The organism is Komagataeibacter saccharivorans (genome assembly GCF_003207825.1).
GTDB classification, from domain to species: Bacteria; Pseudomonadota; Alphaproteobacteria; order Acetobacterales; family Acetobacteraceae; genus Komagataeibacter; species Komagataeibacter saccharivorans.
On record NZ_NKTY01000001.1, the window covers coordinates 56952 to 83365 of the forward strand.

Below are 26414 nucleotides of genomic sequence, written 5' to 3' on the forward strand. Positions count from 1 at the left end.
AGCGCGCATCCGAACATGGGATTTGGTGAAAACCATGACGAACTTCCATGACAGGACAACACCATGACCGAAGCCGCTGCCCGGAATGTGTCCGATCTGCTCGCGCAGGCCGATCGACTGATCGCCAGCCATGACGAAACCGCATCGGGCAGCCCGGTCATGGCGCTTGCGCGCCAGATCAGCCGGCAGATGGCCAGTGGCGACCTGCTGGTAGGACAGGTGGAAGAAATCGTGCGCCTGCTGCGTGACCGCGCCTTTGCCGGGCGCGCGCACCATATCGCCACCTATCTGGACAGCCCGGACGACCAGACGGTCAACACCCGCATGCACACGGTCGCGCAGCACATCGTGCAGCCCGACCCCGATGACAGCCCGGTGCCCATCGCCCGCTTCCGCGCCGCGATCGAACGCAGCCGCTTCGCCGCCGTCTTTACCGCCCACCCTACCTTCGCGCTGGCCAATCCGGTCTATGAGGCACTGGCCGAACTCGCCTCCGCCAATCCTGACGCGCCGCCCGCGCATGTCCCGGCCTTCCTGACCCATCGCCGCGCCGGACCACCCACGCTGGATGAGGAATTCAGCCTTGCCACGCAGGCCATCCTGCGTGGACGCAACGCACTGGACCGGCTGAACACGATCCTGCTGTCCGAAGCGCGCAGCCATTGGCCGCAACTTTGGTTTACCCTGGCCCCGCGTCCCATCATCATGACAAGCTGGGTTGGTTACGACACTGATGGCCGGACCGATATCGGCTGGTGGGACACGCTGCGCCTGCGCCTGCGCATGAAGCAGCTTCAGCTTTCGCGCCTGCATGACCAGATCGAACCCGTTACATCCTGCGCCAATGACCTGCAGCAGCGCGTGCGCACGGCACTCGACGCCGTTGCCGACCAGATCGCCGCCTGCCCCACCGATGCGGATCCAGAAGCCGTATCGCGCTTTGCCGATGTGCTGATCAACCGCAGCGCGGAAGCGCTGACCAGCAGCAACGACCTGAGCGCCGCCTTTGGTGAAGCCATCGACGCCGCAACACCTGAAGACAAGATGACCCTTGCCGTCGCGCGCGCGGGCTTCATGGCGCATGGGCTGGCCGCAGCGCACACCCATACCCGCCTGAACGCGACACAACTGCACAATATCGCCCGCCAGCGGCTGAACATTACCGACAACCCCGATATTCCCGCCCAGCGGCGCGCCCTGATCAGCCGCATGAACGAAGCGCTGGATGGCGTCACCCCCATCGAGATCGATTTCGGCTCCCTGCTCATGGAACAGGCCAGCGCCGGGCGGCTCATGATGACGGTGCGCCAGATCCTGCGCCATATCGACCGTACCAGCCCCATCCGTTTCCTGATCGCCGAAACCGAAACCGGCTACACGCTTCTGACCGCGCTGTGGCTTGCCCGCCTGTATGGCGTGGACGACATGATCGAGATTTCGCCCCTGTTTGAAACGCAGGAGGCATTGGAAAATGGCGAACAGATCATTGAGGAAGCCCTGCGCTCCCCCCACTGGCGCGCCTACCTGCACCGCACGCGCAAGCTCAGCCTTCAGTTCGGCTTTTCCGATTCGGGGCGTTATGTCGGCCAGCTCGCGGCCACATATCTGATCGAACGGCTGCGCATCAAGGTGTGCGACCTGCTGCGCAAATGGGATCTCGCCTTTGTAGAGGTGATCCTGTTCGACACGCATGGCGAAAGCATCGGTCGCGGCGCGCATCCCTACCGGCTGGCGGATCGTTTCGACTATCTTTCCCCGCCGCACGCCCGCGCCCGCTATATCCGCGCAGGCATCCAGATGCGCGAGGAAACAGCCTTTCAGGGGGGTGACGGCTACCTGCTGTTCGGCACGCAGGCGCTTGCGGATGCGACGGTCAGCATCATTGCCGAACACGCCTTTGCCACCACGTCGCTCGACCGCGACCCGGTTTATGACGAACCTGACTTCTCGGCCGATTTCTTCTCCACCATCGCCAATGGCATGACCGCACTGGTGGAAGACCCCGGCTATGCCGCGCTGCTGGGGGCGTTCGGGCCATCGCTGATCGACAAGACCGGTTCGCGTCCTTCCGCGCGGCAGAGCGATGCCGCCTCCACCATCACCCGCATCAAGCATCCCAGCCAGTTGCGGGCCATCCCCAATAACGCCATCCTGCAACAGCTTGCGTGGTGCGCGAACACGCTGCAGGGGCTGGGTACGGCGGCGGCCCGTCATCCTGAAACATTTGAAAAATACCTGGCCGAAAGCCCGCGCTTCCGCCGCGCCATGGATTTTGCCGCCCATGCGCTGGCCCATTCCGACCATGGCGTGCTGCGCGGTGTCATCCGCCTGCTGGACCCCGATCTGTGGCTGGAACGCGCCACCGCGCAGAAAGACCCGGCACGTCAGGAATCATGCCTGTCGCTTATGCACGGTCTGGAAAACCTTGATTTCTGGGCCAGCACACAGGCCATGTTCCGCCGCATCCAGTCCGACCATCTGGCGCTGCGCCGTGCATGGCCCGAAGCACCGCGCATGCAGCCCGATGAACTGCTGCTGCATGCCATCCGTATCGCCATCATCGAACAGATCTGGCTGCTTTCAACACGGATACCCTATTTCTCGCCCCGGCATGCCTTTACCCGTGATGTGCTGACCATGAAGGTACTTTGCCTTGAAGTGCCGAACGTGCTGACCGAACTGGAACAGATATTCCCCTACCGGTCCGATGGCAGTTTTGACCTCGATTTCCACGAACCGCACGGCCCCCGGCAGGAAGGTACCTATAGTCGTGAATACACCGAGGTTTTTGAACCCATGCAGCGACTGTTCCAGATGACACGGGAAATCAGCGCCGGCGTCATGCACCATGTCGGCGCCTTTGGCTGAGGACCGCGTCGCGTCACGCAACGGGTGGCGGATCAGTGAACCGCCGCCCCCTTATGGCGTGGCGCTGCCGCAATCAGCCACCATAAGGCGGGTTGTCGCGCATAATCCCGGCCCGATGACGGGAAATGGCACCAATAGCTGGCTGGTGGATCATGACGCAGGCTGCGCGATCATCGATCCCGGCAGCAATGCCCCCGCCCATCTGGATGCTCTGGTCAGGGCTGCAGGCGACCGCCGCGTAACCCACATTATCCTGACCCACACCCATCACGACCACCTTGATGGCGCCCGCCCGCTAGGCGCGCGGCTGGGCGTGCCCGTATGTGGTTTTCATCTGAGCGCCGAACCGGAATTCACACCCGACATCGGCCTGCATGATGGCGACCGGATCGCCGGCCTGCGCGTGCTGCACACACCGGGGCACGCCACCGACCATATCTGTCTGGAAACGGCGGACGGGATCATCTTCACCGGCGATCACGTCATGGGGTGGTCCACCACCATGGTGCCCCCCGCCCCCTATGGCTCGGTCCGGCAGTTTCTGGACAGCATGGACTATCTGCTGCGGCGCGAGAGCCACCTGCTTCTGCCTGCCCATGGCCCTGCCATACCGCATGTAAAAACATGCATTGAAGGGCTGGTTGCCCACAGGACCGCGCGCGAGGAAAGCATTCTGGCCCTTCTGCCGGACAGTCCGCGCACACTCGATGAGATCGTGGACAGCATGTACCATAACCTGCGGCCCGGCCTGCGCCGTGCGGCCCGGCTTAACCTGCATGCCCATCTGGAAAAGCTACTGGAAGACGGGAAGATCACATTACTGGAAAACCAGTGGGCTAGAATTACACCCCGATCAGAATGAGTCCGCCGTCAGGGGACGTTCCAGAAATTCTTTAATGACAGGATGCCATACCCGTCATCCCTGCCATCCGGTGGTAGGATGATGCAGGTACAAAGCTTCACAGAGAAAAGACCTACTTTCCGAGCGTGCCAGCGGCAGTGACGGGCCAATACATCAAGTATCGTTGATGCGTATTCATCCAGCACCCGCTGCCTGATGGCACAAAAAAAACCGGCCCCCTTTCGGGAGCCGGTTTCCATTTGATGCTTCCTTTCGGAAAGATCAGGCGGACTGCGCCATGATCTCTTCCGCAACGTTGCGGGGCACCGGATCGTAGTGGTGGAACTGCATCGTGAAGGATGCACGGCCCTTGGTCATCGAACGCAGGTGCGAGATGTAGCCGAACATTTCCTTCAGCGGCACCGCTGCACGGACCATGACGGTCGAACCGGCAGTTTCCTGGCTCTGGATCATGCCACGGCGGCGGTTGAGGTCACCCACCACGTCACCAACGTGATCGTTCGGGGTGGTCACTTCCACGTCCATGATCGGCTCGAGAATGACCGGACCGGCCTTCTTCATGCCTTCACGGAAGCAGGCCTTCGCCGCGATTTCGAACGCCAGCGCCGAGGAGTCGACATCATGGTACTTGCCGTCCAGCAGCGTGAACTTGAAGTCCACGGTGGGGAAGCCAGCCAGCACGCCGGTCGTAGCCTGCGCCTGAATACCCTTGTCCACGGCCGGGATGTATTCCTTCGGGACGGTGCCGCCGACGACCTTGTTCTCGAAGGAGATGCCTTCGTTACGCTCGACCGGCGCGAACTCGATCTTCACTTCAGCGAACTGGCCCGAACCACCCGACTGCTTCTTGTGGGTGTAGGTCTCGACATGCGTCTGCGTGATCGTTTCACGATACGCAACCTGCGGCGCGCCGATGTTCGCATCCACGCCATATTCACGACGCAGACGGTCGATGATGATGTCGAGGTGCAGTTCACCCATGCCCGACAGGATGGTCTGGCCGGTTTCCTGATCGGTCTTCAGACGCAGGGAGGGGTCTTCACCCGACAGCTTCTGCAGCGCCAGCGTCATCTTCTCGACGCCGTCCTTCGTCTTCGGCTCGACCGAGATGTCGATGACGGGGATCGGGAAGGTCATGCGTTCCAGAACCACCGGATCGGCGGGATCGGCCAGCGTGTCACCTGTCTGGCTGTCCTTCAGGCCGACGAATGCCGCGATGTCACCAGCATGGACTTCGGACAGTTCCTCGCGCTTGTCGGCGTGCATCTGATAGATGCGGCCGATACGCTCCTTGTGGCCCTTGGTCGTGTTCAGCACGGTGTCACCGGTCTTCAGCACGCCACGGTAGACGCGCACGAAGGTCAGCGTGCCATACTTGTCGTTGATGATCTTGAAGGCCAGGCCAGCGAACTTGCCGTTCGGATCGACCGGGATGATCGGCAGCTTGTTCTCATCCACTTCCTCGTCTTCCGGCGGGGCGATGCGGATGCCTTCCACGTCGTTCGGCGCGGGCAGGAAGTCGATCACGGCGTCGAGCAGCGGCTGGACACCCTTGTTCTTGAACGCCGTGCCACACAGGACGGGGCGGAAGTCACCGGCAATGGTGCCCTTCTTGATGCAGCGCTTCAGCGTCGCAACGTCCACATCACCCTTGTCGAAGTATTCTTCCATCGCCGCATCATCAACCGACAGGGCGGTGTCGAGCAGGTTCTGGCGGGCTTCGGCGGCCTTTTCCTTCAGATCGGCGGGAATTTCCTCGTAATGGAACTTCGCACCCAGCTCACCGCCTTCCCAGACGATGGCGCGCATTTCGATCAGGTCCACCACGCCAACGAAGTTTTCTTCGGCGCCGATGGGGAGCTGCAGCGGAATCGCGATGATGTCCAGCTTCTCCTTCAGCGTGTCGAACGCGTTGTAGAAGTTGGCGCCGGTGCGATCCAGCTTGTTGATGAAGATGATGCGGGGCACGTTGTAACGGTCAGCCAGACGCCAGTTGGTCTCGGACTGCGGCTGCACACCGGCCACGCCTTCAATGATGAAGATCGCGCCATCGAGCACGCGCAGCGAGCGGTTGACTTCGATGTTGAAGTCAATGTGGCCCGGGGTGTCGATGATGTTGATGCGGCGGCCTTCCCACTCACACGTCACGGCGGCGGAGGTGATGGTGATGCCGCGCTCACGCTCCTGCGCCATGTAATCGGTGGTGGTGTTGCCTTCATGCACTTCACCGATCTTATGCGATACGCCGGTGTAGTACAGGATGCGCTCGGTCGTGGTGGTCTTGCCGGCATCGATGTGCGCGGTAATACCGATATTGCGAATCAGGGAAAGGTCGGACTGGGCGGACACGGGATTACCTCCACAAGACAACACGGGCGCGAACGGGAATTGTCCCTTTCGCGCCTGCCGGAACCGTTAGCTGCTTCCGCCCCCAGTCTTTTTCAACCTGGACGATGCAGACCGGCACAGCGGAACAATGCGCCAGACTTTAGTCAGGCTTACAGGGCACCGGGCCACCTGCCGCCCCAGTGGGGTGCGGCATGGCGGCCTGCAGTGCTTCAGGCCACAGCGGCCTTCTTTTCCTGAACGCGCAGGATGCGGCGCTTCACCGTCAGGGCTTCCGGCGGCAGCTTGCGGTTCGGGGTGGACAGCAGGAACGCGTCCAGACCGCCATTGTGCTCGACCGTGCGGATGCCGTTCGTGGTCATGCGCAGGGGAACCGCCGTGCCCAGGATATCGGACAGCAGCGAGGTTTCCTGCAGGTTGGGCAGGAAGCGGCGGCGGGACTTGTTGTTGGCGTGGCTGACGTTGTTTCCGGTCAGCACACCCTTGCCTGTGATCTGGCAGCGGCGAGACATTTTTTCATCCTCGGATATAACTTGGGCCGAGGCATAAATGCCCGGCAAGGATCATCTTGATTAGGCGCGGCTTATCGCCAAACCGTCGCCAACAGTCAAGGTGCATAAGCATGATTCGGCATTTTTTGTCCCGGAAAGGGGGCGGGACGATCCGTTTCACCCCTTTCCGGGCCGATCCGTCAGCCCGCCTTGCGGTCGTGATCGGGGTGCAGTTCGCCCGCCTGCACGCTGTGCAGCGCGTTTTCCAGCATGGCCTGCATCGTCTCGCGCCCCATGGTGCGCGACAGCAGGCCAAGCGAGCCGCCCAGCAGCGCGGAGGCGATGGCGACCGGCGGCAGGTTCTCGCCCAGCATGTATTCGATGGCCTTGTCCACCACCGCGCCGCAATGGCTCAGTTCGGGGGGGATGGCGTCCCCTTCGGGGGGCTGGTTGTTCGTGTCCGTCATGTCGCGGCTCCTTCTAGCGTTCGGTCTGATATGGACTGCCTTGCCGCGCCTGACCAGTACGGGACCGGCATGGGTGCGGTAACAAGCACGCGGGAACGGCTCATGGCTCGGCAGCATCCTCTTCCGCCTGTGCGGCCCACATCTGGGCATACTGGCCACCGTGTTCAAGCAGCGCACGATGCGTGCCGCGCTCCAGTATCCGCCCCTGCCCCATCACGAGGATTTCATCAACATCGATGATCGTGGACAGCCGGTGGGCAATGATGATGGTGGTCCGGTTGGCCGCCACCGTGTGCAGGGCGGTCTGGATTTCCTGTTCCGTGCGGGTGTCCAGCGCGCTTGTGGCCTCGTCCAGCAGCAGCACACGGGGATTTTTCAGGATGGTGCGCGCGATCGCCACACGCTGCTTCTCCCCACCCGACAGTTTCAGCCCGCGCTCACCCACGCGGGTGGCGTAGCCTTCGGGCAGCGTGACGATGAAATCATGGATACAGGCCAGCTTCGCCGCCTGTTCGATTTCCGCCTGCGTGGCGCCCAGCCGGCCATAGGCGATGTTGTAGCCGATGGTGTCGTTGAACAGGACGGTATCCTGCGGCACCACGCCCACGGCACCGCGCAGGGCCGCCTGGCTGCACTGGCGTATGTCATGCCCGTCAATCAGGATGCGGCCTGCCGTCACGTCATAAAACCGGAACAGCAGGCGACTTATGGTGGATTTGCCAGCCCCCGTGGGACCGACAATGGCGACACGGTGCCCCGCTGGCACATGAAAGCTTACGCCACGCAGGATCTCGCGGTCCGGGTGGTAACTGAAATGCACGTCCTCGAAACGGATATCGGCGGCGGGAGCCTCGTCCAGTCTGGCAGGCAGGGAGATGGCCCCTTCGGAATCGGTAATGTCCGCCTGCTCATCCATCAGGGCGAACATATGTTCCAGATCGACCAGCGAATTGCGTAGCGAGGAATAGACGCTGCCCAGAAAGTTCAGCGGCAGGTAAAGCTGCGTGAGGTAGGTATTGACCAGCACGAAGCGCCCCACCGTCATACGTCCGGTTTCCACATCATGTCCGGCCATGAGCATGACGGTAATCAGGGCGATGGCGATGATCGCGGCCTGACCGAAATTCAGCCCATTGAGTGAAATCTGGGTCCGGACGGCCGCGCGTTCGTAACGGCGCTGGGCGTCCTCATACCGTTTGCGTTCGTGCTCCTCGTTACCGAAATACTTTACCGTCTCGTAGTTCAGCAGGCTGTCCAGCGCCTTCCAGCCTGCTTCGCTGTTGATGGCGTTCATCCGGCGGCGCAGCCCGATCCGCCATGATGTGAACTGGATGGTAAACACCACATACGCCGCCACCGCCGCCAGCATCACAACAGCATACCGCCAGTCGAACAGCCGCCAGATCACGACGATGACCATGAGCGCCTCGATCATGGTGGGCACCACGTTGAACACGCCCACGCGCAGCACCGTCTCGATCGCTTCCGTTCCCCGCGCGATCGCCTGCGTGACACCGCCCGACTGGCGATTGAGATGAAACCGCAGCGAGAGCTGGTGCATGTGGGTAAAGCTGCGCATGGCCGCGATCCGGCTGATCCGGTAGCGCAGCGGGGCGAACAGGGCATCACGCAACTCACCCAGCGCCGCCGCTGCCATGCGCAGAAGCCCGTATCCGACAATCAGCACAAGCGGCATCATCGCCGCCTTCCCCACTACGGGCTGGAGCGCATCGATCACGCGGCTGTAGGCGTAGGGCACGCCGATCGTCGCGATCTTGGCCAGCACGAGCAGGACGCAGACGCACACCACCCGCAGGCGCGTGCGCGGATCGTTTCGGGGCCAGAGATAGGGGAACAGGCCGCGCAGGGTCGCGGCGGCGGAACGCTCCGGCGTGTTGGGCCGGGTCATGTCGGTAGCAGCCATATGCACGGCATGGGGCATGTGCCCGGCATTTTGCAACCCATATTCCCTGCACCCATAAGTACGGGGGCAGGATTGTCAGCCTACCGGGCAGCCGGTATGCCAGCCATGGCCCAGAGGACAGGGATGGATCATGTCACGCAGCCTTGATGGTTTTTTTCGTCATATCGCCGCCTGCAACACGGCGGTCCTGCCCGGTGGACGGCTGGAATTCCGCCTTGGCGACACGCCTGCGGGATGGGTCAGTCCCACCCTGCTGCCCGCGCTGCTGCGCCATGGCATGACCGCTGCGGGCGATACCGTCACGCTGGATGATCCCTCCCGCCTGGAACAGGTGGGCGAGGCCATGGCGCGTGAAGGGGTCTATCGCTCCCATCACGAACTGTTCGATGTCTGGACCGATATGGCCCGGCCACCCGTGGCGCGTATCGATCGTGGGGCGCTGCCGCTGTTCGGCCTTATGGCTGCGGGCGTGCACCTTAATGGTGTCGTTCGCCTTGCGGATGGACTGCACCTATGGATCGCGCGACGCTCGATGACCAAGCGGCTTGATCCGGGCAAGCTCGATCATCTGGTGGCAGGCGGCATTCCGGCGGGACATACGGTATGGCAGGCACTGATTAAGGAAGCGGCGGAGGAAGCCAGCCTGCCAGAGGAACTGGTAAGCCGCGCCCGCCCCACAACCGAAATACGCTACGCACTGGACAGACCCGAAGGGTTGCGCCGCGATGTGCTGCACTGTTTCGAGCTGGAACTGCCCCCTGATTTCGTACCCACCCCCGCGGATGGGGAGGTGGAGGAATTCCGCCTGATCCCGATACAGGAAGCCTTCATGCTGGTGCGCGATACCGATGCGTTCAAGTTCAATGTCAACCTTGTGCTGATCGATCTGTTCCTGCGCACGGGCATGATTGACGCCACCAGTCCGGAAGGCCAGCGCCTGCGCCGTGGCCTGACAGGCTGGTCCACGCCGGAACTGGCCTGATTTTCTGGCCACACACGCAGCCCGCTCCAACCTGGCCCAATCGCGGAAGGACCATGCGATGACCATCCCCCCGACACCCCGCAAGATACCCCGCACCATCACGCAGCTTGGCCGCACCCGGCAGGATGAATATGCGTGGATGAAGGATGACAACTGGCAGAACGTCCTGCGCGATCCCACCCTGCTGCGGGCGGATATTGCTGAACACCTGCATGCGGAAAATGCCTATACGGATTCCATCCTGTCGGGCACGCAGGCGTTGCAGGCGCAGCTTGTGGAAGAAATGAAGGGCCGCATCCAGCAGGATGATACCTATCCCGCCATGCCGCATGGCCCGTTTTTCTACCAGACCGCCTATGCGGCCGGTGCGCAGTATCCGGTCTATAAACGCCATCCCGCAGCCCAGCCGCAGGCGGAACAGGTTCTGCTGGATGTCAACGCGGCGGCGCAGGGGCATGAATATTATGCCATCGCCACCGCCGGTCACAGCCCGGACCACGCCCTGTTCGCCCATGCGGAAGATACGCAGGGGTCCGAAATCTACCGCATCCGCATCCGCCGCATCGGGGAGGAGGCCGAAACCCTGCCCCCGGTGGAAAACTGTAGCGGCGCATTCGTCTTTTCACCCGACAGCCAGTTCATATTCTGGGTATGGCGTGATGAACATGGCCGCCCTGCCCGCGTCTACCGCCGCAGGATCGGCACACAGGAAGACACCCTTGTTTACGAGGAAGCCGATCCCGGCTTTTTCGTCGGCGTCGACGCCACGCGCAGCGGCGGGTGGATCATCATTTCCAGCGGCAATCACGACACGTCCGAATCCTGGCTGGTGCCGGGGCATGACCCGCTTGCTTCCCCCATCTGCGCAGCCCCGCGCCAGACCGGGCTGATGTACAGCCTGTACCATCAGGGTGAGCGGTTCATCATCCTGACCAATGCCGATGCCGCGTATGATTTCAAGCTCATGACCACACCGGATACGGCACCCGGTCGCGATAACTGGCGTAACCTGATCGACCATGAACCGGGTCGCTACATTACGGATTGCATGGTGTGGTCGGGACATATTGCATGGCGGGAACGCCGCGATGCCAATACGCGTATCGTAACCCGCGACCTGCATGGCGCCACCTGCGCGCTGGAACCCGATGAGGCCGCCTACGACCTGACCTTCGCAGGGGGCTACGAATACGACACCACCGAACTGCGCTACGTCTACCAGTCCCCAACCACGCCACGCGCATGGCATGCACGCGACATGGTTACGGGCAATGACCGGCTGCTCAAGCAGCAGGCCGTGCCTTCGGGTCATGACCCCGCGCAATACCGCTGCTGGCGCCTGATGGCGACCGCCCCGGATGGTGAGCAGGTGCCCGTTACCGTGCTGGGACGACATGATACGCCCATTGATGGATCGGCCCCGCTTCTCCTGTATGGCTACGGCGCTTACGGGCATGCCATCGACCCGGTCTTTTCCACCCGCGTCCTCAGTCTGGTTGACCGGGGATGGTTCTATGCCATCGCCCATATCCGCGGCGGATCGGAAAAGGGATGGAACTGGTTCCTTGGTGGCCGTGGCCGCAACAAACCCAATACGTTCAGCGATTTCATCGCCTGTGCGCTCTCCCTGATCGACGCGGGTTTCGGCAGGGCGGGCCGTATCGTGGCGGATGGACGTTCGGCGGGCGGCATGGTGATGGGCGCGATCGCCAACATGCGTCCCGACCTGTTTGCCGGGATCGTGGCTGTCGTGCCGTTTGTGGACGAACTGAACACCATGTCCGATGCCTCCCTGCCGCTGACACCGCCGGAATGGCCCGAATGGGGCAATCCGCTGGAGGACGCGCAGGCCTATGACCTGATCGCCAGCTATGCGGCCTATGAACAGGTCGCCCCTCGTGCCTACCCTGCCATACTGGCGATGGGTGGGCTGACCGATCCGCGCGTGACCTACTGGGAACCGGCAAAATGGGTGGCGCGCCTGCGCGACCATAACCGTTCGGACCGCCCTGTCATGTTGCGCACGAACATGGAAGCCGGGCATCGTGGCGCGACAGGACGTTTCGATTCCCTTAAGGAAGCGGCCCTGATTCATGCTTTTTCCCTATGGGCCGTTGAAACGGCCGCCCCGACATAGGATTAATGCCTTCGCGGGTCTGTTCCCGTTCCACCCCGCGCCCGTACAGGCCCCGGCCAGCTTTCCAGAGGAATGACCATGACGGATCCCCACAACGCGGATCAGGATCGTCTCAAGCCCCCCGTGGGGGACAACAGGACCGATCCCGCATCCACGATGCGCATCTTCCGTTCATTCCATGAAACCCAGCGCACCCAACGGATCGCGCGGGCCATACTGGCGCTGTTTTTTGTCCTGCTGGCGCTGTACACGGTGCGGGGCTTCCTGCCATCGCTGATCTGGGGCTGCATCTTCGCCATCGCTTCATGGCCGCTTTACGCCCGCGCGCGACGGCGGTGGCCATCACGCGCCCATCAGATCATGCTGCCGATCGTGTTCACGCTGGTCATCGCGCTGATCTTCATCGGCCCACTGGCCCTGTTCGCGCTTGAGGCCGGACGGGAAGCGGAAGGGGTGTTCAGGCTGCTTAATGACGCGCGCCGTTCCGGCGTTCCCGCGCCACAATGGCTTGCCCACCTGCCCTATGGACGGCAGGCCGTGGAAGCATGGTGGAATGACCACCTGAAGGAGCCTGCCGATGTTTCGGTCCTGCTTGGCTCGCTCAATATCGGGCATGGCGTCAAGATGACACAGCAGGTCGGATCGCAGGTGCTTCATCGGGTGCTGCTGTTCGCCTTCGCCATCCTGACCCTGTTTTTCCTGCTCAAGGATGGCGATTCCGTCATCCGTCAGTCGCTTAATGTCTCCCGCCGCGCCTTTGGCAAACGGGGGGAACGGATCGCGCTGCAGATCATCGCCTCCGTCCACGGTTCGGTATCGGGGCTGGTTCTGGTGGGAATCGGTGAAGGGATGCTGATGGGGCTGGCCTACCTGGTTGCCGGTGCGCCCCATCCCTTCCTGTTCGGGGTCGTGACCGCCGTGGCCGCCATGGTACCTTTCTGCGCCATCATCGCCATCGGTGCGGTTGCCCTTCTGCTGCTTATCAATACCGGCGCGATGCTGCCCGCCGTGGCGATCGTGCTGTTTGGTATTGCCGTGATCTTTCTGGCCGACCATCTGGTCCGTCCCGCCCTGATCGGCGGGTCCACGCAGCTTCCCTTCCTCTGGGTGCTGACCGGCATTCTGGGCGGCGCGGAAAGCTGGAGCATTCTGGGGCTGTTCGTCGGGCCTGCCATCATGGCCGTGCTGCACATGCTGTGGCTGAACTGGAGCCGTGCCCGCGAATAGGCGGCAGGGAGCATTTCAGGCACAAAAAAAGCATCCTTTTTCAAGGATGCTTCGGTAAGCTTTCGCTTGGAATCTTTATCGCAGACAGGGATATCGGGCAGGCGGGATTCGAACCCACGACCCCCAGTCCCCCAGACTGATGCGCTACCAGGCTGCGCTACTGCCCGCCTGTCTGCGATGGGCAGGGTGTAGCAGTCCATCGGGGGGACCGCAAGGCATGTTCTGCCCCAAAACTGAAAAAACCTGATTAAATCAGGCTGGCACCATCGCGCGCAGGGCCTGCAGTTCCACCAGCACGCCACGCAGGCTTTCACGCAGCATGGTATTTTCCGCCTGCATGCGCTCAAGCTCGATCATGACGATCTGTTCCAGCGGGATTTCGGCCTCGGCAGCTTCCTCCTCCTGCGCCGCCGGTGCAGCGTCCTTTCCCGCGGCTACAGTATGGTCGGCTACATCGGCGTCCGGCTGCGCGGATACATACGCAACCGTTTCCTCGACGACCACTTCCTCGACGACTGTTTCCTGATCGGCCACGACCACGGATTCGATATATGCCGGTTCCACAGATGGTGCAGGCCTATCGACGTTTTCCGGGGCAGGCGATACCGCCTGTTCAGAGAAACCTTCATCCGATGCGGCAGCAGCCTGCGGCGCGTCCAGTGCGGCTTCTTCAACGCCCGGCGCGGCACCTGCCAGCACGTCCTGCGCCTCGGCAATCGACAGCTTGCGGACGTACAGCAGATCGGCAATTTCGCGCAGCACCGCAATATCCTGCGGGCGATAATACCGCCGACCGCCCTGACCACGCAGTGGGTTGAGCTGCGGAAACCGGGATTCCCACATGCGCATGACATGCTGGGCGAGCCCGAGTTCCCGGGCGACATCATAGATCGGCAGTCCGTCCATGATACCGGCTACGTCCTGATGTGCCGCGTCCGGCACCTGCGGGTCGTCATCCGCATTCATGCCTCGTCTCCTTCTGCTTCACCCGCTTCAGCGGCCTGCCCGTTAACATGGGCACGAAGTAGCTGGCTGGGGCGAAAGACAAGAACGGAGCGGGGGAGAATCGGCACCTCCACGCCCGTTTTCGGATTACGACCCGTACGCTGTCCCTTCTGCCGGACAGAGAACGTGCCAAATCCGCTTATTTTCAAGCTGTCGCCGGCTTCAAGTGTCCGTGCCATCCGCTCCAGAATATCTTCCAGAATATCGGCGGATTCATGGCGGGACAGGCCGACCTGATCATATATCTGTTCTGCCAGAGTGGCGCGCGTCACGGTGCTCATACGCAAACGTTATGCATGCGCGCCACTATCGTCAATTGAATGTCGTGGGGGGATAGAGGCTTTTATCGACTATTCGTTGCAATTTTGCATCGAAATGACATTATAGCCGCGCCAGCGCCGAACCCCATGTCAGACCACCGCCCAGCGCTTCCATCAGCACAAGGTCGCCTTTCTGGATACGCCCGTCCCGCACGGCCTCGTTCAGGGCAAGCGGGATGGACGCAGCGGAGGTGTTCGCATGCCGGTCCACCGTAACCACCACCCGTTCCGCGGGCAGGGCCAGCTTGCGGGCCACGCCATCGATAATGCGCAGGTTGGCCTGATGCGGCACCAGCCATTTGACATCCGCATGGGTCAGATTGTTGGCGGCCAGCGCCTCATCAACCGAAGCGGACAGCTTGCCCACGGCATGCCGGAACACCTCGCGCCCCTGCATGCGCAGGTGGGCGGGCATGTCGTGCCTGCCGGTCGCTCCGTCTACATACAGCAGATCACCATACTGCCCATCGGAATGCAGATGTGTGGACAGGATGCCCGTGCCCTCATCTGCGTCTTGCGTCGCGGTCAGGAACACCGCACCGGCCCCGTCACCGAACAGCACGCAGGTGCCCCGGTCGGACCAGTCAAGAATACGTGAATAAACTTCGCTACCGATCACCAGCGCGGAACGGGCCTGTCCACTGCGGATCAGCGAATCGGCCATCGACAGCGCGTAGATGAAACCCGAGCACGCGGCGGCCAGATCGAATCCGAAGCCGGAGGTAGCACCCAGTTCCGCCTGCACACGTACCGCAGTGGAGGGAAAAGCCTGATCCGGCGTGCTGGTGGCGACGATTATGGCGTCAACATCGTCCGGCGTGGCGCCCGCGTAATCCAGCGCCTGCCGTGCGGCCTGCACCGCCATGGACACCGCCGTGTCCCCTTCGCCTGCAACATGACGCTGACCGATACCGGTGCGACCGCGAATCCAGTCATCGGATGTATCGAGCCGGGAGGCCAGTTCATCGTTGGTAACGATCCGCTCAGGCAGATAACCGCCGAACCCGGACAGAAGCGAGCGTTTCGCCGTCATGCCTGTTTTTCCACCAATATCAACTCACATGCACAGGTGGGAACAGACATTGCGACCTGCCCGCCACACCGGATGCTACAGCGTCAGGATGCAGGAACCGCCTGCGGCTGATCGGGACTGGCCTTTACCGTGGTCAGGCTTCCCATACGGGCCAGCCGGTCACGGATGCCATCGTTAAAGCGGTGTGTGACCATGTCGATCGCCACGTCAACGGCTGCGGCGAAACCTTCCGCATCCGTGCCGCCATGCGACTTGACCACGACCCCGTTCAGACCCACGAAAACCGCGCCATTATAGCGCCGCGGATCAAGCCATTCCTTCATGCGTTCCAGACCGGGACGCACCAGAAGATAACCGATCCGGCCAAGGAGGCTGGACGTAAAGACCTGCCGCAAAAGGGTAAACGCCATTTTCAGCGCCCCTTCCCCGGTTTTCAGGGCCACATTGCCGGTAAAGCCGTCCGTCACCACCACATCGGTCGTGCCTGCGGTAATGTCGTGCCCTTCCACAAAACCGTGGAACTGTTTGGCCAGCGAACTGCCACGCAGCACTTCAGCGGCCTGACGCAGCCGTTCGTCGCCCTTCAGCTCCTCCGAGCCGACATTGAGCAGGCCGATCGTAGGGGCAGGAAGGCCAAGCACGGCCTTGGCGAAGGCTTCACCCATCACGGCGAATTCGACAAGGTTGCGCCAGTCGCAGGCGACATTGGCCCCGAGATCGAGCATCACCACATCGCCGCGCGTGGTGGGGCTTATGGCCGCCATCGCAGGGCGGGTGATACCGGGAAGGGTTTTGACCACGATCTTGGCCAGCGCCAGCATCGCCCCGCTATTGCCAGCGGATACGACACCCTGCGCCTCGCCCTGGGCTACGGCGTCCATGGCAAGCCGCATGGACGAATCGCGCACGCGCAATGCCGCCGTGGGTTTCATGTCCATGGAAATGGCCGAACCGGCCGGACGGATTGTACAGATGGCGGCCGCACGTGGGTAGCGGCTCAGAAGGCCGGTCAACTTTGCCTCATCCCCGACCAGAAGGATTCTGGCTGAAGGATGTCGGTCTGCCGCAATCGCCAGTCCGGCCACTACAACTTCCGATCCGCCATCCCCGCCCATACCGTCCACGGCAAGGGTGTAGGACCCAGTCTCGGAAAAGGAGGAACCTGTCTCGCTCATGCTCGTCTTGTGCCGGGTAAGAAAGAAACGCGCAAGATACGGGACAGACACATTGGAATGACCGTAACCCGCGCGCAACCCGGATGGGCGGCATCATGACCGCCCGCCGGCGTGATCCGCATGGATCGCGCCGTTACCGGGTAATGACGCCAGTGGCGCGTTCGTATCAGGCGCGGACCGCCGTCTTCAGCGCCTTGCCTGCGGACGCGACTTCGCGGCCGTCATAATGTCCGCAGTGGCTGCAGACGTGGTGCGGACGCTTCAGTTCGCCGCAGTTCGAGCATTCCGCGTGCGCCGGAACAGTCAGCGCAGCATGGCTGCGACGCATGCCACGACGGGACGGCGAGGTTTTTCTCTTGGGTACAGCCATGGGCCCGGGCCCCTCCGATCTGGATCACAACCGGCAGGCACACCCTCGTGGCGTTACACCGGTCAGTTATCAATAATTGAGGGGGGCGCTCTAGCAGACCCTTAAGCCTTACGCAAGACATGATGCGCAGACAGTCTGCCGGGCGCCCCCCGCTTCTGCCCCTTCCTTTGCGTCAGTTCTGCTTTTTTTTCAACTCGGCCAGAGCCGAAAAAGGCTGCCTGCGCACGGTTTCTTCCGGCTCGCCTTCTTCAACGGCCATAAATTCCTCCGGAATCGCACTCCCCGGCTTGTGGGGATAGGGATCAAGGGCGAGAGAAAGTTCTTCCGTCGCCAGTTCACCCAGATCGATGCTGTCGCGCTCATAAGGGACTTCATCGACGGAAAAGGGGTCGATCTCGTCATCCTCACGGAAGCGTTCCGACGGAATGCAGCGCACGGTGAACGATTCCGCCAGCACATCCTCGAACGGTTCCAGGCTTACGACGCATTCCTGGGTCACATGCGCGGTCAGCCAGCCTTCGGCCAGTACCTCCCCATCGCGCCCCGGCGCCAGCCGGTAGCGGCACGACAGGTTGCGCAGGGCCGGAATTCCCAGCCGTTTCGCCAGCCTGCGGCATTCATCATCCGAAGCCTCGATCACGGTTTCCATGCCGCGGACGGGGATGCGCCCCACGGCAACCGGGCGGGAAAATTCAGCATCCATGTGTCTTGCTCCTGCGCGTGTGTTCACGGGCCATGCCCGCATGCGGTGTGGGGGAAATATTGTCCTGCATCCGTGTTTTTCCACCGGCAGGGCGATCTGCGATTGACTTCATTTTCCCAATCGGGCACCGGAAGACGAACCGCATCATGCGCCATGCCCTTATTGCAGGATATTTTCCCGACCATGAGGTCACCCAAGGACAACCAGCCCCGCTCCCGTTCATTACGCCTGTTTTCATGCGCTGTCATCGGGGCTGGGATCGGACTGTCGGGCTGTGCGCTCTTCAAGCCGGGGGTCGTGCAGCGTGGTTCGCTGGTTGAAGCGGATGACTACAACAAGCTCAAGACCGGCGTCACCACGCGATCGGACGTGATGGATGCCCTTGGCTCCCCCACCGCCCATGCCACGTTTGATGACAATACCTGGGTCTATGCGTCCATGACGCAGGTGCTGGCCCCCATCAGCTTTCCGCGCGTGCGCAGGCAGGACGCGGTGGTCCTGACCTTCGATCAGGACGGCATCCTGCGTAACCTGCGCGTGCTGCACAAAAATGACGCCCGTTACGTCAGCATGGCATCGGGGCGCACGCCAACGCCGGGCACCAAAATCAATATCATGCAGCAGATCCTGGGCAACGTGGGCCGCTACAACCCGCTAAGCCAGATGAGCAGCACCTATGGCGGCAGCACAGGCCCGATGAACAGCATGAATGGCGGTCCGGGCCATGGTGGTGCGGGCAACAGCCTGCCCTGACGTAGCGACGCGCTGGCGGCCTATTCCGGCAGCACGATCCTGACCCGCGCCCCGCCCAACGGGCCTGCTTCCAGCCCGATATGCCCACCATGGGCGTGAATGATGTCACGCGCGATGGCAAGACCGAGGCCCGTTCCGCCCTCCTCCCCGCTTTCAAAGGGACGGAATACGCTTTCGCGCCGGGATTCCTCCACCCCGCAGCCATCATCATCGACATACAGGACAACCTGCCTGCGCCCGCGTTCGGCCGACAGTTCGATGCGGTCTGCGTGCCTGCGCGCGTTTTCGATCACATTGCTCAATACACGCCGCAGAGCGTTACTGCGCCCCGTGATGGTCAGTTCCGATGGCCTGACCGCGCGGATGGCGACATGCGCGCCCACACGGCGCATGGCGGTCACGATCTCCTCGAACATGTCCTCAACACGGATGACGGTGGGGATTTCCGCCCCCTCCCCCCGCGCGAAGGACAGGTAGCCTTCGATCATGTGTTCCATTTCCACGATATCGCCAATCATGTCGGCAATATCGGGCTGAAGGCTCTCCGCCCGGACCATGCCCGTACGTGGGAACATGGCCAGTGAGAGTCGCAGGCGTGTAAGCGGCGTGCGCAGGTCATGCGACACGCCCGCCAGAACGGTCGTGCGCTGTTCCACAAAGCGGTTGATCCGGTCACGCATACGATTGAAGGAAATGGCGGCCTTGCGGATTTCCTGCGCGCCATCGGGCACGATGGGCACCGTATCCCGCCCCAGCCCGAACAGTTCAGCCGCCCGGGCCAGCCGCCTTATGGCGCGGACCTGATTACGCATGAATACCGCCGCGATCAGGAACAGCAGCAGCGCACTGCCTGATGCCCACGCCACGAACAGCCATACCGGCGCCACGTCCAGCCTTTTACGCGGAGCCACGACCTGCAGCACGCCTTCGGGCAGTTGCACAAGAATTACCAGACGCCGATGGGGCTGCTTCCAGTCCACAAAAGTCGGCCAGCGCACTGTGCCGCGCAGGTCACGCACCAGATCGTCGTCAATCGGCCCCAGGACGTGGTTGGTGCCGCTTCGTTGCAGGCTTTCGCCTTCACGCAACGTCATGATCAGGCCCGCGCGCCTGCCCACGTCATCAAGAATCCACCGCCGGTCGGCAGGCGACGGATAGCGTTCGAGCATGTCCAGTGTCAGTGAAATGGTGGTCGCCATGTCCCCTGACAGGCGGCGCGAGACGATCTGCAGATAATTGCCGTAAAACAGTTCCAGCGAGATACCCTGCGTCACCAGCAGCGGGATGAAGCCGATCAGCAGCATGCGCCCCAGCAGGGAACGCGGCAGAATACGCCGGACCAGACGTTCATGCAGCCTGCGCCACCGGCCGGGCGGGGGCGTATTCTCGGTGCTGTGGGGGAACTCCATGCCCATGGCTGTACTCTCCGGACACAAAAAAACCGGCTCCTTTGCGGAAGCCGGCTTTTTGGCGGGTCAGACCCGAATCCCGATAACGGTCAGGCTTAGAAGCCTTCACGCTCCAGACGCTTGCGCTCCATCTTGCGGGCGCGACGCACGGCTTCAGCAGCCTCACGCGCCTTGCGCTCGGATGGCTTTTCGTAATGACGGCGCAGCTTCATTTCGCGGAAGATGCCTTCACGCTGCATTTTTTTCTTGAGGGCCTTGAGGGCCTGATCAACATTGTTGTCACGAACGAGAACCTGCACTGGGTCATCAACTCCTGATCGGCCATCCGGTATGGGCGGCGCATGAAACTGAAACTTGGGGAACATCCGCCCGAGGCTATTCCCTTCGTGCGATTCCCAAACGGGCCGCACCTATATCACACTCACTTCCCGCAACACAAATCATTCCCGCACGCGACGGCAATGAATTTCACGCTCCGTTTTGGGCGGGAAGGCTGTCATACACATCCGGTCATAAACATCAAAGGCGTTACCCCGTCATGACGCTGCTCAAGATCGCCCGTATGGGCCATCCCGTTCTGCTCCAGCACGCACAGCCCGTGCCTGTCCCGTCCTCCCCCGCCATCCGCACGCTGGTGGCGGACATGATCGACACCATGCTGGATGCGGGCGGCGTGGGACTGGCCGCCCCGCAGGTCCATCACAGCCTGCGCCTGTTCGTGTATCACCTGCCCGCCAGCCGCGCGACCGGGCCGGATGAAACGCCGCTGCCGCCTTCCGCCCTGATCAATCCGGTGCTGGAGCCGGTGGACGATGAAATGGTGGACCGGATGGAGGGCTGCCTGTCCATTCCGGGCCTGCGGGGGTGGGTGCCGCGCTACCAGCGCATCGCCTATCGCGGGCTGGATGCGGACGGGCAGGAAATTCATGGCATTGCATCGGGCTTTTTGGCCAATGTATTCCAGCATGAATATGATCATCTGAATGGTATCCTGTACCCCATGCGCATGACCGACCTGGGCCGGATGGGATTCGATACGGAAATGACGCGTTACGGAGAACCCGCATGAATTTTTCAGTCCTGCTCGCCGCCGCAACGTCGTCGCTGGTGCCGCCCGACCTCCCCCACTCACCGCAAAGTGATGCGCTGCTGCGCCGGTTTCTGGCGGACCCGCGCGCGGGCAGCCAGCCATGGACCATCACCCTGCTGAAACAGTGCGTGGATGAAAACGCGGATATCCTTTTCCCCGATGGCATGGCGCAGGTGGCCGAAGCCTGTTTCGACATGATGGACCGGGAAATGCTGGCGGCCACCAACAGCTTCCGCAGCCGCAAGATCAGCCGGCGGGTGCGTGCGGCCATCATGTTCCGGCTGGAACACGCAGCCCCGCACCGCGCCGCCATACGGCAGGCTCTGGCCACACTGCTGGTCCCCACGCATGGCCGTATCCTTGCGCGGACACTGGGGCGAAGCGTGAACGCGATATGGCAGGCAGCGGGCGATACATCCACCGGCTTCACATATGTGACCAAACGCATCACGCTCAGCGGTGTCTATATCTCCACGCTCCTGTTCTGGCTTACGCGCGGAGGCAATCCGGCTTCGGTTGAGGCATTCCTCGACCGTCGCCTGGCCGAGGTCGGACGTATCACACGCCTGCGCAACCGCCTGACCGGTCGCATCGCCTGAACCGGTTCCTGACGTGACGGCGCCTTCCCGCCCGCCATCCCCTACCCGTCCCACGCAGGCGGGTGCGGGGGTGGAACTCCTGTTCCTGCGTGATGAGGACATGCGGCAGGCACAGGACCTGCTGATGGTGGCCTGCCGCGCCTTTACAGGGGTGATCGATTCGGCCCTGCAGGAATACGGGCTGGGACATGCGCATCACCGCATCATGCAGGCCGTGGCGCTCCAACCGGGCATAGCCGTGGGCGCGTTGCTGGACGTTCTGGGCATTACCAAACAGAGCATGAGTCGCGCGCTGGGCGAACTTCTGGCCATGGGCGCGCTGCGGCAGGAAACCGCGCCGGAGGACAGGCGCAAACGCAGGCTTTACCTCAGCCCGCATGGGGCGGAGATTGAAAGCCACCTGTTTTCCCTGCAGCGTGAAGTGCTGTTACGCGTATACCGCAAGGCGGGTGGCAAGGCGGTTGATGGCTTTCGCCGTGTCATGCGTGGCCTGATAGACGAATCGGATATGCCCGGCGTATCCACCGATTCCTTTTCTTCTCCCGACCGGAGTTCCCGATGATCCAGACAGCGTGCGACACATCCCTGCCCCATGACAGCATGATCGTGGATGCGCACGTGGTGGTGGTTGATGATGATCCACGTCTGCGTCGCCTGCTGCAACGGTATCTGAGCGAACAGGGGTTTCGTGTCAGCGCCGCCTCCTCCGCGCAGGAAGCGCGGCAGGTTCTGGGCTTCATGCAGCCTGACGCGCTTGTACTCGACATCACCATGCCGGGGGAAAACGGGCTGGAACTGACGCGCGAACTGCGGCGCGAGAATCTGGATTTCCCCATCCTGCTGCTGACCGCGCGTGGTGAACCGGAAGACAGGATCATCGGGCTGGAAGCAGGCGCTGATGATTATCTGGCCAAACCGTTCGAGCCGCGTGAACTGCTGCTGCGGCTGAAGGCGCATCTGCGCCGTTTCGTGCCGCCCGCACCCAGCAGCAACCTGCGTATCGTGCGGCTGGGGGATCTGGAATTCGATCCGGTGCGTGGCCTATTATCCAGTGCGGGCAATGTCGTCCATCTGACGGGCGGCGAATCGGCATTACTGTCCGTTCTGGCGCGGCACCCGAACGAGATCCTGTCCCGCACGGACATCGCCACAACGCTGGACATGGAAGAAATTGGCGAACGCGCCGTGGACGTGCAGGTGACGCGGCTGCGTCGCCGGATCGAACCCGACCCGCGCGAACCCCGCTTCCTGCAGACAGTCCGGGGCAAGGGCTACGTCCTGAAGCCCGGCCTGTAAAAACACAACGGGCTGGCACGGTATTCCGTGCCAGCCCGTTTCATTTCCACCTTGTGGCAGGAAGCTGTGTCAGGCTGCGTTCAGGCGTTCAAGTTCCGCGACTACCGCCGTGCCCATGCCTGCCGTATTCACTTCCGTCCGACCGGCACTCATGATGTCGGGCGTGCGCAGCCCCTTGTCCAGCACGCTGGAGACGGCCGTCTCGATCATGGCCGCATCTTCCTGCATGTCGAAGGAATAACGCAGCAGCATCGCAAACGACAGGATCTGCGCCAGCGGGTTGGCCTTGCCCTGCCCCGCAATATCCGGCGCGCTGCCGTGGATCGGTTCATACAGCGCGGGCATGCGCCCGTCTTCGCCCCGCGCGCCCAGCGTTGCCGACGGCAGCATGCCAAGGCTGCCCGTCAGCATGGACGCAAGGTCGGACAGCAGATCGCCAAACAGGTTGCCCGTCACGATCACGTCGAACTGGCGCGGGTTACGCACCATCTGCATGGCGCAGTTATCGGCCAGCATATGGGTCAGTTCCACATCCGCGTATTCACGGGCATGCAGGTCGGTCACGACTTCCTTCCACAGCAGGCCGCTTTCCATCACGTTGCACTTCTCGACCGAACACACGCGGTTGTCGCGCTTGCGGGCCAGATCGAAGGCGACGCGGGCCACACGCTCGATTTCTGCCGTGGTGTAGACTTCGGTGTTGATCCCGCGACGCGAACCATCCGGCAGGGTCTCGATCCCGCGCGGCGTGCCGAAATAGATGCCGCCCACCGTTTCGCGCACGATCATGATGTCCAGTCCACGCACGACATCGGGCTTGAGCGTGCTGGCATCAACCAGCGAATCGAACACCTTGGCGGGGCGCAGGTTGGCGAACAGGCCCAGTTCCTGCCGCAGCTTGAGAATCGCGATCTCCGGCCTCCGGTCAAACCCGGCGGATGCCCATTTCGGGTCCCCCACCGAACCGAACAGCACCGCATCCGCCGCACGCGCCGCGTCGATGACTTCCTGCGTGATGGGCTGGCCATGCACCGCAAGCGACGCGCCGCCCACGACATCCTCACTCACATCGAAACGGATGCCACGCGCCTGCGCCATCCAGTCCATGATGCGCCGGACTTCGTGCATGATTTCAGGACCGATGCCATCTCCGGGCAGGATCAGGAGCTTCTTGGGTGCGGACATGACGTTTCCCATCCGAATAATCTGTCTGTTAATTGATCAGTCCCGTATACGGGCGGCCACGGCCACCCGGTCCCTTAATCAAGGACGATACCGGGAATCCATGGCTGTGCCTGCGCACGGCGTTTTTCAAAGGTCTCGATAGACTGTTCATGCTGCAGGGTCTGGCCGATATCATCCAGCCCTTCCAGCAGCAGGTGCTTGCGCAGCGGATCAACATCAAACGGCACTTCGCTGCCATCAGGACGGACAACCACCTGACGCGGCAGGTCAATCGTGATCCGGGCATTGCCGCCCATGCGGGCGTCTTCCATCAGTTCCTCGCACACCGTGCGCGGCAGCACGATGGGAAGGATGCCGTTCTTGAAACAGTTGTTATGGAAAATATCGGCAAAGGACGGCGCGATCACGCAGCGGATGCCAAAATCCAGCAACGCCCATGGCGCGTGTTCACGCGACGAACCACAGCCCAGGTTATCAAGGGTAATCAGGATTTCCGACTTGCGATACGGCTCCTGATTCAGCACGAAATCCGGGTTTTCCGATCCATCGGGCAGATAGCGCATGCTGTCGAACGCATGCTCGCCCAGTCCCGAACGCCTGGTCGTCTTGAGAAAGCGCGCCGGAATGATCTTGTCGGTATCGATATTCTCTTCGGGCAGAGGCGCCGCGATACCGGTCAGAACCGTGAATTTATCCATGTCAGATCAGCTCCCGCACATCGGTCAGGCACCCGGTCACGGCTGCCGCCGCGGCCATGGCGGGCGAGAGCAGATGCGTCCGTCCACCGGGGCCCTGCCTGCCCTCAAAATTACGATTGGATGTGGCCGCGCAACGCTGCCCCGGCGTCAGCCGGTCGGGGTTCATGCCAAGGCACATCGAACATCCCGCCTCACGCCATTCAAATCCGGCATCGAGGAAGATCTTATCCAGCCCTTCTTCTTCCGCCTGCGCCTTCACGATGCCCGAACCGGGTACGATCATCGCACGCACGCCATCAGCCACCTTGCGACCCGACGCGATTACCGCTGCGGCACGCAGGTCCTCGATCCGGCTGTTGGTGCATGACCCGATGAACACGACATCGACGGGCGTACCCGCGATCTTCTGGCCGGCCTCAAGCCCCATATAGTCCAGCATGCGCTGCATCTGCGCGCGACGTGACGGATCGGCTTCCGCCGCCGGGTCGGGCACGTTGCCGGTGACTGAAATGACCGTTTCAGGGCTGGTGCCCCAGGTCAGGACCGGCGTGATGTCCTCGGCCCGCAGTTCGACCACGCGGTCGTAATGCGCGCCTTCGTCGGCGGCCAGTGTCTTCCAGTAGGCGACCGCCTCATCAAACGCTTCACCCTTCGGCGCGAAGGGACGGCCACGCACATATTCAAACGTGGTTTCGTCGGGCGCCACCAGACCCGCGCGCGCACCGGCCTCGATGGACATGTTGCACACCGTCATGCGGCCCGCCATGTCGAGATCGCGGATGGCGGAACCCGCGAATTCGATCACATGCCCCGTACCGCCCGCAGTGCCGATATGCCCGATGATGGCAAGCATGATGTCCTTGGCGGTCACGCCCGGGCCAACCTGCCCCTCGACCACCACCTTCATGTTCTTCGCAGGCTTCTGCAGGATGGTCTGGGTCGCCATCACATGTTCGACTTCGGACGTGCCGATACCGAATGCCAGCGCCCCCAGCGCGCCATGGGTGGATGTATGGCTGTCACCGCACACGATGGTCATGCCCGGCAGGGAAATGCCCTGCTCCGGTCCGACCACATGCACGATCCCCTGCCGCGCGGACAGCAGCGGGAAATACGGTACGCCGAATTCCTTTACGTTGCGCTCCAGCGTTTCGATCTGGTTGCGGCTGTCGGCTTCGGCAATCGGCAGGGTCCGGTCAGATGTGGGAACATTATGATCCACAACCGCAATCGTCGCCTCGGGGTGACGCAGCCTGCGGCCGCTCAGGCGCAATCCCTCGAATGCCTGCGGACTTGTGACCTCGTGCAGGAGATGACGGTCGATATAAAGAATGGCCGTCCTGTCCGGGAGCGTTTCGACCACATGGCTGTCCCATATCTTGTCGAACAATGTACGCGGGGCCATTCTATTTTCCTCTCCCGGACGGAAACAGGCCGCCATCACGCACGCGATACGCACGCAACAGGCAGCCGC

Annotated in this window: 25 protein-coding genes and 1 tRNA gene; 10 read left to right on the plus strand and 16 right to left on the minus strand. The window is 62.3% G+C overall.

What is annotated here, in order from left to right:
- The first annotated feature begins 63 nt into the window (after window positions 1–63).
- Both CFR79_RS00265 and CFR79_RS00270 read left to right on the plus strand, forming a co-directional pair.
- Window positions 64–2868: a phosphoenolpyruvate carboxylase gene (locus CFR79_RS00265; RefSeq protein ID WP_110546372.1), complete on the plus strand. Its 2805-nt coding sequence runs from the start codon at window positions 64–66 to the stop codon at window positions 2866–2868.
- Window positions 2849–3730, plus strand: coding sequence for an MBL fold metallo-hydrolase (locus CFR79_RS00270; protein ID WP_110546374.1), 882 nt, complete (start codon window positions 2849–2851; stop codon window positions 3728–3730). Before CFR79_RS00265 ends, CFR79_RS00270 begins: the two co-directional genes overlap by 20 nt.
- Before the next feature lie 261 nt (window positions 3731–3991).
- On the opposite strand, the gene fusA is transcribed toward CFR79_RS00270, so the two are convergent.
- From fusA to CFR79_RS00290, 4 genes are all read right to left on the minus strand, one after another.
- Window positions 3992–6079, minus strand: a complete 2088-nt coding sequence (gene fusA, locus CFR79_RS00275; protein WP_102323299.1) for an elongation factor G — start codon at window positions 6077–6079, stop codon at window positions 3992–3994.
- 209 nt (window positions 6080–6288) lie between these two features.
- The gene (gene rpmB, locus CFR79_RS00280) at window positions 6289–6588 is read right to left on the minus strand and encodes a 50S ribosomal protein L28 (RefSeq protein ID WP_025812517.1); all 300 of its coding nucleotides are present in this window, start codon (window positions 6586–6588) and stop codon (window positions 6289–6291) included.
- A gap of 179 nt (window positions 6589–6767) precedes the next feature.
- The gene (locus CFR79_RS00285) at window positions 6768–7034 is read right to left on the minus strand and encodes a hypothetical protein (RefSeq protein WP_102323298.1); all 267 of its coding nucleotides are present in this window, start codon (window positions 7032–7034) and stop codon (window positions 6768–6770) included.
- 100 nt (window positions 7035–7134) lie between these two features.
- Complete coding sequence (locus CFR79_RS00290) at window positions 7135–8976, minus strand: ABCB family ABC transporter ATP-binding protein/permease (RefSeq protein ID WP_110546377.1); 1842 nt, start codon at window positions 8974–8976, stop codon at window positions 7135–7137.
- 112 nt (window positions 8977–9088) lie between these two features.
- Between CFR79_RS00290 and CFR79_RS00295 the strand changes: the two genes are divergently transcribed.
- The 3 genes from CFR79_RS00295 (at window position 9089) to CFR79_RS00305 (ending at window position 13304) form a co-directional block, all read left to right on the plus strand.
- A complete protein-coding gene (locus CFR79_RS00295; RefSeq protein WP_110546379.1) occupies window positions 9089–9940 on the plus strand; it encodes an NUDIX hydrolase in 852 nt (283 codons plus the stop codon).
- Window positions 9941–9998: 58 nt separating this feature from the next.
- Window positions 9999–12077: a S9 family peptidase gene (locus tag CFR79_RS00300; protein ID WP_110546382.1), complete on the plus strand. Its 2079-nt coding sequence runs from the start codon at window positions 9999–10001 to the stop codon at window positions 12075–12077.
- Window positions 12078–12149: 72 nt separating this feature from the next.
- Window positions 12150–13304: an AI-2E family transporter gene (locus tag CFR79_RS00305; protein WP_110546385.1), complete on the plus strand. Its 1155-nt coding sequence runs from the start codon at window positions 12150–12152 to the stop codon at window positions 13302–13304.
- Between the two features lie 93 nt (window positions 13305–13397).
- Here CFR79_RS00305 and CFR79_RS00310 read toward each other — a convergent pair.
- The 7 genes from CFR79_RS00310 to CFR79_RS00340 all read right to left on the minus strand — a co-directional run bounded on the left by CFR79_RS00310 (window position 13398) and on the right by CFR79_RS00340 (window position 17910).
- Window positions 13398–13471: transfer RNA gene (locus CFR79_RS00310), tRNA-Pro, on the minus strand.
- Window positions 13472–13556: 85 nt separating this feature from the next.
- Window positions 13557–14270, minus strand: coding sequence for a MerR family transcriptional regulator (locus tag CFR79_RS00315; protein ID WP_110546387.1), 714 nt, complete (start codon window positions 14268–14270; stop codon window positions 13557–13559).
- Window positions 14267–14590, minus strand: a complete 324-nt coding sequence (locus CFR79_RS00320; RefSeq protein WP_102323292.1) for an integration host factor subunit alpha — start codon at window positions 14588–14590, stop codon at window positions 14267–14269. Before CFR79_RS00320 ends, CFR79_RS00315 begins: the two co-directional genes overlap by 4 nt.
- Window positions 14591–14690: 100 nt before the next feature.
- Window positions 14691–15662, minus strand: coding sequence for a beta-ketoacyl-ACP synthase III (locus CFR79_RS00325; protein ID WP_110546390.1), 972 nt, complete (start codon window positions 15660–15662; stop codon window positions 14691–14693).
- Window positions 15663–15745: 83 nt separating this feature from the next.
- Window positions 15746–16837 (minus strand): phosphate acyltransferase PlsX, encoded by a 1092-nt coding sequence (gene plsX / locus CFR79_RS00330; protein WP_102324155.1) that lies wholly within the window; start codon window positions 16835–16837, stop codon window positions 15746–15748.
- 166 nt (window positions 16838–17003) lie between these two features.
- The gene (gene rpmF / locus CFR79_RS00335) at window positions 17004–17207 is read right to left on the minus strand and encodes a 50S ribosomal protein L32 (protein ID WP_102323290.1); all 204 of its coding nucleotides are present in this window, start codon (window positions 17205–17207) and stop codon (window positions 17004–17006) included.
- Between the two features lie 172 nt (window positions 17208–17379).
- A complete protein-coding gene (locus tag CFR79_RS00340; protein WP_102323289.1) occupies window positions 17380–17910 on the minus strand; it encodes a YceD family protein in 531 nt (176 codons plus the stop codon).
- 183 nt (window positions 17911–18093) lie between these two features.
- On the opposite strand from CFR79_RS00340, the gene CFR79_RS00345 reads away from it, so the two are divergent.
- Window positions 18094–18663 carry an outer membrane protein assembly factor BamE gene (locus CFR79_RS00345; protein WP_102323288.1) on the plus strand — a complete coding sequence of 190 codons (570 nt, stop codon included), beginning with the start codon at window positions 18094–18096 and terminating at the stop codon, window positions 18661–18663.
- A gap of 20 nt (window positions 18664–18683) precedes the next feature.
- On the opposite strand, the gene CFR79_RS00350 is transcribed toward CFR79_RS00345, so the two are convergent.
- Together CFR79_RS00350 and rpsU are read right to left on the minus strand one after the other, a co-directional pair.
- A complete protein-coding gene (locus CFR79_RS00350) occupies window positions 18684–20072 on the minus strand; it encodes a sensor histidine kinase (protein ID WP_132306132.1) in 1389 nt (462 codons plus the stop codon).
- Window positions 20073–20167: 95 nt separating this feature from the next.
- Window positions 20168–20371, minus strand: coding sequence for a 30S ribosomal protein S21 (gene rpsU / locus CFR79_RS00355; RefSeq protein ID WP_010506446.1), 204 nt, complete (start codon window positions 20369–20371; stop codon window positions 20168–20170).
- Between the two features lie 239 nt (window positions 20372–20610).
- On the opposite strand from rpsU, the gene def reads away from it, so the two are divergent.
- Genes def through CFR79_RS00375 form a run of 4 tightly spaced genes read left to right on the plus strand, consistent with a single transcriptional unit; the run spans window position 20611 to window position 23057 of the window.
- The gene (gene def, locus CFR79_RS00360; RefSeq protein WP_110546395.1) at window positions 20611–21141 is read left to right on the plus strand and encodes a peptide deformylase; all 531 of its coding nucleotides are present in this window, start codon (window positions 20611–20613) and stop codon (window positions 21139–21141) included.
- Entirely contained in the window at window positions 21138–21761 is a 624-nt protein-coding gene (locus CFR79_RS00365) for a COQ9 family protein (RefSeq protein WP_110546398.1), read from the plus strand. Before def ends, CFR79_RS00365 begins: the two co-directional genes overlap by 4 nt.
- A 13-nt stretch (window positions 21762–21774) precedes the next feature.
- Window positions 21775–22323, plus strand: a complete 549-nt coding sequence (locus CFR79_RS00370; RefSeq protein WP_243705321.1) for a MarR family winged helix-turn-helix transcriptional regulator — start codon at window positions 21775–21777, stop codon at window positions 22321–22323.
- Entirely contained in the window at window positions 22320–23057 is a 738-nt protein-coding gene (locus CFR79_RS00375; protein WP_102323283.1) for a response regulator, read from the plus strand. Before CFR79_RS00370 ends, CFR79_RS00375 begins: the two co-directional genes overlap by 4 nt.
- Window positions 23058–23126: 69 nt before the next feature.
- Here the strand turns inward: CFR79_RS00375 and leuB are convergent, their stop codons facing one another.
- The 3 genes from leuB to leuC all read right to left on the minus strand — a co-directional run bounded on the left by leuB (window position 23127) and on the right by leuC (window position 26345).
- On the minus strand, window positions 23127–24242 hold the full coding sequence (gene leuB, locus CFR79_RS00380) for a 3-isopropylmalate dehydrogenase (protein ID WP_110546736.1): 1116 nt from the start codon (window positions 24240–24242) through the stop codon (window positions 23127–23129).
- A 74-nt stretch (window positions 24243–24316) separates the two neighbouring features.
- Window positions 24317–24940, minus strand: coding sequence for a 3-isopropylmalate dehydratase small subunit (gene leuD, locus CFR79_RS00385; protein WP_110546400.1), 624 nt, complete (start codon window positions 24938–24940; stop codon window positions 24317–24319).
- A 1-nt stretch (window position 24941) separates the two neighbouring features.
- On the minus strand, window positions 24942–26345 hold the full coding sequence (gene leuC / locus CFR79_RS00390) for a 3-isopropylmalate dehydratase large subunit (RefSeq protein WP_102323281.1): 1404 nt from the start codon (window positions 26343–26345) through the stop codon (window positions 24942–24944).
- Window positions 26346–26414 lie beyond the last annotated feature (69 nt).